7 protein-coding genes are annotated in these 5,137 nt (G+C 74.4%); 2 read left to right on the forward strand and 5 right to left on the reverse strand.

The genetic code is table 11. From position 1 onward, the window contains the following. Positions 1–307, reverse strand: a 307-nt coding sequence (locus tag Q0195_RS09085) for a pirin family protein (protein ID WP_299277352.1), incomplete at its 3' end; no start/stop codon positions are given. Positions 308–399: 92 nt separating this feature from the next. Further along, entirely contained in the window at positions 400–1,794 is a 1,395-nt protein-coding gene (locus Q0195_RS09090; RefSeq protein WP_299277354.1) for a hypothetical protein, read from the reverse strand. Positions 1,795–1,883: 89 nt separating this feature from the next. On the opposite strand from Q0195_RS09090, the gene Q0195_RS09095 reads away from it, so the two are divergent. After that, complete coding sequence (locus tag Q0195_RS09095) at positions 1,884–2,465, forward strand: NUDIX hydrolase (protein ID WP_299277357.1); 582 nt, start codon at positions 1,884–1,886, stop codon at positions 2,463–2,465. Here the strand turns inward: Q0195_RS09095 and Q0195_RS09100 are convergent. The 3 genes from Q0195_RS09100 to Q0195_RS09110 form a co-directional block, all read right to left on the reverse strand. Continuing rightward, positions 2,458–3,153, reverse strand: a complete 696-nt coding sequence (locus Q0195_RS09100; RefSeq protein WP_299277359.1) for a glycerophosphodiester phosphodiesterase family protein — start codon at positions 3,151–3,153, stop codon at positions 2,458–2,460. The genes Q0195_RS09095 and Q0195_RS09100 overlap by 8 nt on opposite strands. Before the next feature lie 130 nt (positions 3,154–3,283). Continuing rightward, positions 3,284–3,766, reverse strand: coding sequence for a sigma-70 family RNA polymerase sigma factor (locus tag Q0195_RS09105; RefSeq protein WP_299277361.1), 483 nt, complete (start codon positions 3,764–3,766; stop codon positions 3,284–3,286). 160 nt (positions 3,767–3,926) lie between these two features. Next, positions 3,927–4,097: a CsbD family protein gene (locus Q0195_RS09110; protein ID WP_299277363.1), complete on the reverse strand. Its 171-nt coding sequence runs from the start codon at positions 4,095–4,097 to the stop codon at positions 3,927–3,929. A 108-nt stretch (positions 4,098–4,205) separates the two neighbouring features. Between Q0195_RS09110 and Q0195_RS09115 the strand changes: the two genes are divergently transcribed. Next, positions 4,206–5,099: a phenylalanine 4-monooxygenase gene (locus Q0195_RS09115; RefSeq protein ID WP_299277365.1), complete on the forward strand. Its 894-nt coding sequence runs from the start codon at positions 4,206–4,208 to the stop codon at positions 5,097–5,099. Positions 5,100–5,137: the final 38 nt, after the last annotated feature.

The following is a 5,137-nucleotide window of genomic DNA, read 5'->3' on the forward strand; positions in this document are numbered from 1 at the left end:
GCTGGACGGAGCCGAGCGCGTCGCGGTGCAGCACCCGCCCCTCGAAGAGCCAGGTCACCGTCTGCAGCCCGGTGTGCGGGTGCGGCGCGACGTCCATCCCGCCGGTGGCCGAGACGTCGTCCGGACCGTAGTGGTCGGCGAAGCAGAAGGCGCCGATGAGGGAGCGCTGCTTGGACGGCAGGGTGCGCCGCACCGTCATCGCCCGTGGTCCGCCGAGCGGCACGTCGCGCGGCTCGATGAGCTCCACGGGTGTCTGCGGCCCCGCGACGCACACCTGCTCCTGCGGCCGCACCTCGAGGTTGGTCATGCCGCCAGGGTAGGTCCGCCCGCGTCCCCCGACATGTCGACGCCGTCCCGAGCGCGCCCTCCAACGCGCTCGGGACGGCGTCCTCGGCGTTCTTAGAACGCCAGCTCGTGGTCGGCCACGGCGACGACGCTCCAGGTGCGTCCCTCGGCGTCGCTCAGCTCGTAGGCCGGCAGCAGCAGGACGCTCCCGTCGTCCTGGTGCTGGGTGGTCAGCGCCGGCTCGGCGGCGACGATGGTCACGTCGGTCACCGGCCAGGCGATGGCGTCGCCGGGAGCCGGGGGCGCGGCGGGTGGGTCGTCCCAGCTCCGGGTGGGCCTGTCGAGGTCGAGCACCGCGATGCCGTCCCGCCACACCGGGCTCGCGCCGAAGCGCGGGTCGTTCAGCCGGTCGACGGCCGCGGCCGGGCTGACGAGGTCGTACTGGCCCAGGCTGACGAGCGGGGCGAGCGGGCCGCTGAAGGACATGACCTGCCCGTCGACGACCTCGGCGTACCACGAGTGCCCGGTCCGCTCCCCCTCGACGACCTGGTGGGCGACGGCGGCCGTCACCGCGCTGCCCGACCAGTGGCTCTGGATCTCGTACTGCGCGCCGTCCGGGTCGAGGCCGAGCTCCTGGAGCGTGGTGTGGAGCGCGGCGGTGGCGTCGTCCGTCGCGGGGTCGGCGACTGTTGTGGGCTCCTCCGGCGGGGCCGGCAGGGCCACTCCGGGCTCGACGGCCGCCGCGGCGTCCTCCGGGGCGCTCCCCTCCTCCGCGGGAGCGTCCGCGTCCTCGGGGACCGGCTCGGGGACGGCGTCCTCACCCGGGCTGCCGGCCGACCCACCGCCCTCGGGGACCACGTCATCCATGGGCTCGGGCATGGGCATGGGCGAGATGCGGTCGAGGTCGGCGTAGAGCGCGGGGTCGTTGTAGTGGAGCATGGCCGTGCCGTCCGTCGTCAGGTGGACGGTCGGTCCGCTGCCGTCGGACGGGCCGACCACCCAGCCGCCCTCCTTGCGGGGCTCGCCCGCGACGCCGAAGACCTCCGCCGCGCGGGCCGCCGTCTCGGCGGTGACCGTGGCGGCACCGTCGAAGGCCCACGCGGTCCCGGTACCTGCCTCGCCGCTCAGCCCCTGGGCGGTGAAGGTCGTGCGCCCGGCCCCTGTGCCGGGGTAGATCGCCATGTCCGTCGCGGCCATCGACTCGGCGGTCGCGCTGCCGCCCCGCATGGCGATGGCCGGCGCCTCGCCCTCCACCCTGACGTCGGCCTGGGTCTGGGGCGGGTCGTCGCCGGCCCGGCCCAGACCGTACCCGGCGGCGCCGCCGAGGACGACGGCACCCGCCGCCACCGCAGCGACAGCGGCCCACCGGGGGGCGCGTCGCTCCCGCCGGGCGGCAAGCTCGTCACCCCGCCGCTGCGCGGTGAGCTCGGCGAGCCGGTCGGCGTCCGGCCGCGCGCCGGCCGCCGGGTCGGCGGCCCTCATCCGCTCCACTGCCTCGTCCTCGTCCATCGCTGCCTCCTCGGTCTCCTGCCTATCCTGTGTCGCGACGAGGGCGGTTCTTGCACCGGGCGCCCCGCCGACGCTGGCAGGCTGGTCCCATGCCCACTGCGCTGCACTCCTCCGCCCTGGCCGTGCTCGAGCAGTGGGTGGCGCCCTCACCGGAGCAGGCGCGGCTGCGCGAACGCTACGTCCGCCACCTGCGGGCCGAGCCGCGCGGCGTGCTGCGCGACTGCTACCCCGACCACCTCACGGCGAGCACGCTCGTCGTCTCCGCCGACCGGCGCAGCGTGCTGCTGACCCTGCACCGCAAGGCGGGGCGCTGGTTCCAGCTCGGCGGCCACGTCGAGCCGGGCGACCCGTCGCTGCCCGCCGCGGCGCTGCGGGAGGCGAGGGAGGAGTCCGGTATCGCCGGCCTGGAGCTCGACCCGGTGCCGGTGCAGCTGAGCGCCCACGCGGTACCGTTCTGCGACCCGCGCGGCGGGGTGAGGCACCTGGACGTGCGCTTCGTCGCCACCGCCCCGGCGGACGCCGTGCACGCGGTGTCCGCCGAGTCCCTCGATGTCGCGTGGTGGCCGGTGGACGCGCTGCCCCACCCGGACCCCGACGTGCTCGAGCTGGTCGCCCTCGCCGGCCGGCGCCTCGGCACACCGCCAGGCCGGCGCGGGCGCCCGGTCAGTTGAGGTGGGCCAGCGCCAGCGCGGGCCGGTCGGTGATGAGACCCTCGATCCCGACGTCGATGAGCCGCCGCATGGACCGCGTCGAGTTCGCCGTCCACACGAACCGCTCGAGCCCTGCCTCCTGGGTGCGGGCGAGGCGGCGGCGCGTCGCCGTCTGCACCGCGTAGGCGACGAACGCCGCCCCGGTCGGTGCCTGGCCGCGGCGTGAGCGGGTGATCCAGCCGGCCGGCAGGTGGGGGAAGCGCTGGGCCGCGGAGCTCACGCTGGCGGCGTCGAAGGACTGGAGCCGGGTGCCGGCCGGAGCGCCCTGCAGGGCGGCGACGACGTCGGCCACGACGTCCCCGTGCTCGTCGCCCCGCACCTTGAGCTCGACGACGATCGGCATGTCGAGCTCGCGGGCCCGGGCCACGAAGTCGCTGAGCGTGGGGACGGTCGCCCGGTGGGTGCCCTGGCGCAGGGTCGCGCCGGTCAGCTCGCGGGTCGACAGCTGTGCCACGCGGTCCGGACGGCCACCGAGGCGGCGCAGGTCGGGGTCGTGGAAGACGACGATGCCGCCGTCACCGGCCTGCTGGACGTCGATCTCGACGGCGTGCGCACCGATCCCGGCAGCCGACTCGAGCGCCTCGATGGTGTTCTCGACCGCGTGTCCGGCACCGCCCCGGTGGGCGACGACAGTGGTGCGGCCGCTCATGCGCTCACCGCCCGGAGGTGGAGGTGGGTGGAGGAGGATGACTGTTCGCCCGCCGGCGACCAGGGGGTCATGGCGACGACTATAGGGCGCTCGGGCCCCACAGCACATCAGCCCGCAGGGGTCGCCTGCGTCACATCTTCTCCTCCGGCCAGGCGGCGGCCAGCCGGGCCCGCGCGCGCGACAGGGCGGCGTCCGCCCCGCCCCGGGAGATGCCGAGGACGGCGGCCAGCTCGGCCCCGCCCAGCCCCTCCCAGGCATGGAGCACGAGGATCTGCCGGTCCCGCTCGCTGAGCGCGGCCAGGGCGGTGCGGACGTCGTCGTCGGTGACGGCGGCGAGGGCCGGGTCGCCGGTGGGGTCGGCGTCGTCGGGCACCTGCTCGAGCGGGACGGGCAGCTGCTTGCGGCGATGGTTGGCGAGGACGAAGCCGGCGGTGCGGTAGAGCCAGGGCAGCTCGGCGTCGGCGGGGACGTCGGACCGGCGACGCCAGGCGGTGGCGAGCACCTCGGCGGTGAGGTCCTCGGCGTCGTCGCCCGGTGTCCGCCGTACGAAGTAGCGGTACACCGCGGTCGCGTGGTCCCGGTACAGCCTCTCGAACCACGCGTCGTCGCGCACGGCACCCCTCTCCTCGACAGTGCGGTGGGCAGTCCCCACCGTCCTGCCTGTGTCCGGCAGCGCCCCGATCTTGCACCACCGCCGGCGGGACGTCGGCCACGACACGAGGAGGCGCCCCGCGGGAGTCCCGCGGGGCGCCGGTACGGTCCTGCTGTTCGGGCTACTTGAAGGCGTCCTTGACGTTCTCCGCCGCCTGCTTGAGGCTGCCCTTCGCCCGGTCCTTACGGCCCTCGGCCTGGAGATCCTCGTTGTCGGTCGCGTCGCCGACGGTCTCCTTGATCTTCCCGGTCGTCTTCTCGGCCGTGTTCTCGATCTTGTCGTCGGTTCCCATGCGACTCCCTTCTCGGTGGACCCGGCAACGGTAAGCACGTCCGAGGCCGGCCGCACGGCGAGCGACATTCCCCTTGTCTCACATGGTGGACGGAGGTAACAATGAGTCATGTTCGAAGAGGCACAGCTGTACGCACCCGTCACCGACCGGCCGGACGGCACCGTCGAGGTCCACCTGACCCCCGACCATCCCGGCGCCGACGACCCGGAGTACCGCCGCCGGCGCGAGGAGATCGCTGCGCCCGCCCACCGGTGGCGCCCGGGTGACCCGATCCCGGTCGTCGAGTACACCGACGAGGAGAACGAGATCTGGGCCCGGGTGTCCCGCGAGCTCGCCCCGAAGCACGAGCGGCTCGCCGTCCGCGCCTTCCTCGAGGGCAAGGAGGCCCTCGGCCTGCCGACCGACCGCGTCCCCCAGCTGGAGGAGGTGAGCGCCGGGCTCATGCCGCTCAGCGGCTTCCGGCTCCACCCGGCCGCCGGGCTCGTGCCGCTGGACGTGTTCTACGGCTCGCTCGGCGACGGCGTCTTCCACTCCACGCAGTACCTGCGGCACAGGTCGCAGCCGCTCTACACCCCGGAGCCCGACATCATCCACGAGATCATCGGTCACGGGAACCTGCTCGCCCACCCCGGGATCGCCGAGGTCAAGCGCCAGGCCGGGAAGGCGGCACAGCGCTGCGAGACGGAGGAGGGACTGCAGTACGTCGCCGACGTCTTCTGGTTCACCATCGAGTTCGGGGTGATGTGGGAGCACGGCGAGCTGCGTGCCTACGGTGCCGGGCTGCTGTCGTCCTACGGCGAGATCGAGGAGTTCCGCGGTGCTGACATCCGGCCGGTCGACTTCCACCAGATGGCCACCCTCGCCTACGACATCTCGCACTACCAGCCGGTGCTCTTCGCCTGCGACGGCATGAACGAGCTCACCGACCGGGTGGGGGGCTTCTTCGCCGACTTCGACGACGAGACCCCGGCCCGGCTGGCTGCCGAGGCGGCAGCGGTCTGAGGTCCGCCCGACACCTCGCCCCGCCGGCTCAGGACCGG

It is taken from the genome of uncultured Georgenia sp. (assembly GCF_937958535.1).
Lineage (GTDB): Bacteria > Actinomycetota > Actinomycetes > Actinomycetales > Actinomycetaceae > Oceanitalea.